Raw genomic sequence first — 3,820 nt, 5'->3', positions numbered from 1 at the left:
CATGACCGCGCTCGAGCAGCTCGAGGCGAGCACGGCGGAGCTTCGAGCACTCGGGCTGTGACGGCCGCGGCGAGATACGAGAGGAGACGGACCACGGGCTGAGGATTTGCGACCGTCGCGGGGGCCATGGACCTCGAGCTCCACCAGCTGGACCGCCGGTACGAGGCGCTGCGGACGACGAGCCGCGAGCGCGACAGCCGCGTTGTGGCGTCCCTGGCCCGCGATGGTCAGCAGCTGCCGGTGGTGGTGATCGCGGCAACAGACGCCGGCCGCTACATCCTGGTCGATGGCTACAAGCGGGTCCGAGGGCTCCACAGGCTCGGCCAGGATCTGGTCCGCGCCACCTGCTGGGACCTTCCCGAGCCGGAGGCGCTGCTGCTCGGGCGCCTGATGCGCGCTGCCGAGGGGGAGAGCGTACTCGAGCAGGCATGGCTGGTGCGCGAGCTCCAGGAGCGATTCGGGCTGTCGCTCGAAGATCTGGCCCGCCGCTTCGGTCGCAGCCCGAGCTGGGTGAGTCGCCGGCTCGGCCTGGCCGCGACGCTGCCCGACACGATCCAGCAGCTGGTGCGCGACGGAAAGCTGTCCCCGCACGCCGCCATGAAGCACCTGTTGCCCTTGGCGCGCGCCAACCGCGCGGGCGCCATCGCGCTGGCCGAGGCTCTCGCCCCGCTCCGCCCAAGCACGCGGCAGACGGCGCTCCTGTGCGCCGCGTTTGCACGCGGCAGCGAGGCCAGCCGCGAGCAGTTGCTGCTGCACCCGGAGCTGCTTCTACGCGCCAGCGAGCCACGCGGCGACAAGCCCGACGACCCGGCGCAAGAGCTCGAGCGAGACGTCGGCGCCGTGGGTGGCATCGCCCGGCGCGCGCTCGGTCGCGTTCGGGGTGGGGTCGTCCAGCAGCTCTTGCCGCCGGAGCAAGCGCGCCTGCGGCGGACCGCTGCCGGCGCGCGCCGCGACGTCGAGCACCTGGTCAGCACCATCGAGAAGGAGGTCCCCGATGTTGGATGAGACGACCCGAGCCACCATCCTCGCCCTGCAAGAAGCGGGTCATGGCAAGCGCGTCATCGCGCGCATGCTCGGCATCTCACGCAACGCGGTTCGGCGGGTCATCGCATCGGGAGCGACCAAGGTTCCAGCCCTCGACCGCAGCGAGAAGGCCGAGCCGTACCACGACGAGATCGTCCAGCTGGTCCACGATTGCAGGGGCAGGCTCGTGCGTGTCCACGAGGAGCTCGTGGAGCAAGGCGCGCTCATCTCGTACCCGACCCTGACCGCGTACTGCCGCCGTCACGGCATCGGCCACGAGCCACAGAAGCCTGCGGGACGCTACGACCACCAGCCAGGCAAGGAGATGCAGCACGACACCTCTCCTCATTTCGCCGACATCGGCGGGCGCGAGAGACCCGTGCAGATCGCGGGGCTCGCGCTCGCCTACTCGCGGCTGGCCTTCGTGCAGCTGTACCCGCATTTCACGCGGTTCGAGTGCAAGGTCTTCCTCGATGACGCCCTCGACTACGTGGGCGGCGTCTGCCCCATCTGCATGGTCGACAACAGCAGCGTCATCGTGCTGCGCGGCACCGGCGAGCACATGGTCCCCGTGCCCGAGATGGCATCCTTCGGCGAGGCTCGCGGCTTCGAGTTCCGCGCTCACGAGAAAGGCGACGCCAACCGCTCCGCCGTGGTCGAGGGCCTGTTCGACTTCGTGCAGAACAACTTCCTCGTCGGGCGCAAGTTCGACGACTTCGACCACGCCAACCGCGAAGCCGTCATCTGGTGCGACAAGATCAACGCCGCCTTCAGCCGCAGGCTCCACGCCGCACGCCGCGACCTCTTCGCGGCCGAGAGCCACCTGCTCGTCCCGTTGCCCGCCTGGCGCTCGCCCGTCTATCGCGTCCACACCCGCCTCGTCGATCTCGAGAGCTACGTCAACGTCCACACGTTCCGCTACGAGGTGCCAGCTCGCTACATCGGCCACCAGCTCGAGGTGCGCGAGACCAAGACCGAGATCCAGCTCTTCGATGGGCCGCGGGTCGTTGCCACCCATCCCCGGCGGGTGGATGGGCCGAAGCGCGTGCGGCTCCCCGAGCCGGAGCGCGCCGAGCACAGGCAGCGCCGCGACGAGCAGCTCGTCGCCGAAGAGCGCCAGCTGCACGCCGAGCTCCCGGAGCTCGCAACCTGGATCACCGAGCTGCACCGGCGCGCACCTCGAGGGCGGGGCGTTGCCCGGCTGCGCCAGCTGCGGCGCCTGCTGCGTGACTACCCCCAGCCCCCGCTCGTCGATGCGCTCCGCGACGCAGCTCGCTACGGCCTCTACGACCTCGAGCGCATCGAGACCATGATCCTGCGCAACATTCGCCACGACTACTTCCCGCGTCGCGACCCAGACGACGAGCCGGAGTGACCCATGCGCGACGACGAGCTCGACCAGCTGCTCAAGACCCTGCACCTCGGCAAGATCCGCCAGATCATCGAAGAGGAGCTGCAACACGCCGAGAAGAAGCAGCTGTTTTACGGCGAGTTCCTGCTCCGCTTGCTGCGCGCCGAGTGGCACAACAAGCAAGAGTCCGCCCTCAACTGGCGCATCAAGCGAGCCGCCATGCCCGAGCAATGGACCATCGAGTCGTTCCCCTTCAAGCGCCAGCCGGGGATCTCTGCTCGCCAGATCCGCGGCTTCGCCAGCCTCGACTTCGTTGCCCGCGCCGAGAATCTCGTCTTCATCGGCGGCACCGGCGTGGGCAAGACAGGGCTCGCCACCGGCCTGCTCCTGAAGGCCCTCCAGAACGGTTATCGCGGGCTCTTCCTCAAGGCGCAGGACTTGTTCGACGAGATGTACGCCTCGCTCGCTGATCGCTCGTCACGCAAGCTGCTCAACCGCCTCGCCCGCGTGGACCTGCTCGTCATCGACGAGATGGGATATCTGAATCTTCGGCCCGAGCAGACCAACGTCTTCTTCCGCCTGATGGAGGAGCGCTACAAGCGCAAGGCCACCATCATCACCACCAACCTCGAGTACGAGGAGTGGCAGAACTTCCTCGGCAACAAGGCCCTCTGCGACGCCTTGCTCAGCCGCATCCGGCATCAGTGCCACACCATCAGCATCAACGGCCCCTCCCTCCGCGACCCGTCCCCCTGACCGCGTCCTGACCTCTGCTCCCGAAGCCGCAGCGCCCCCACCGGGCCTGCGGCTTCTTCGCGCCTACGCCGCAATCGGTGTACTGCGATTTGCCCGATCACGAAGCCGGGTCGTTTCTGCCGAGCACAGCTGGGTCATTCTTGGTGAGCGCCGAAGCTCCTGATGTGCGTTTCGGAGTCGATCACCACCGTGAGCGAAGGTTTCGAGCCAGGTTGATGCTCGTTTCGCGATCCAACAGGGGGCCGGTTTCCCCCCGGTATGGGCCCGGTATGGGCCCCCAAAGCCACCCCAAAGTCGCCCTTCTGACCCCCCAAAGTCGAAGTCGTACTCGCAGGCTCGACGAGCTCGCCGGCGTCCACCAGGCCCGCGATGAAGCGCTCGGCGGCGACGGCTCGGCCGTCGAAGAGCAGCTCGTACGAGAAGCTCTGCCCGCGCCCGCCACGGTGCACCAGGAGGTACTCGAGCTCGACCAGGCGCCCGAGATGCACGCGGAGTTGCTCGTAGCTCCAACGCGCGTATTCGCGCACCTGCCGCCGGCTGAAGCGGTAGTCGCACCGGTCGATGCCGAGCCGCTTCGTCTCGCCCAGGACCATCTCGTCCGTGAGCTCGAGCAGGCGCCGCGTCTGGGGTGGCAGCTCGTCCAGGCTCCGCCCGAGCACCTCCTGCGCGAGACGGTTCGCGAGCGCGATG

At 68.3% G+C, this 3,820-nt stretch carries 3 protein-coding genes; all 3 read left to right on the top strand.

The genetic code is table 11. The annotated features are described in order from the left end of the window. Positions 1-126 precede the first annotated feature (126 nt). Positions 127-1,005 (top strand): hypothetical protein, encoded by an 879-nt coding sequence (locus FJ251_14315; GenBank protein ID MBM4118879.1) that lies wholly within the window; start codon positions 127-129, stop codon positions 1,003-1,005. Between the two features lie 244 nt (positions 1,006-1,249). Beyond that, the gene (locus FJ251_14310) at positions 1,250-2,398 is read left to right on the top strand and encodes a transposase (protein MBM4118878.1); all 1,149 of its coding nucleotides are present in this window, start codon (positions 1,250-1,252) and stop codon (positions 2,396-2,398) included. A 3-nt stretch (positions 2,399-2,401) separates the two neighbouring features. Then, entirely contained in the window at positions 2,402-3,130 is a 729-nt protein-coding gene (locus FJ251_14305; protein MBM4118877.1) for an AAA family ATPase, read from the top strand. Positions 3,131-3,820 lie beyond the last annotated feature (690 nt).

It is taken from the genome of bacterium (genome assembly GCA_016873475.1).
GTDB lineage: Bacteria > Krumholzibacteriota > Krumholzibacteriia > JACNKJ01 > JACNKJ01 > VGXI01.
This window is presented reverse-complemented; position numbering and strand designations above follow the sequence as displayed.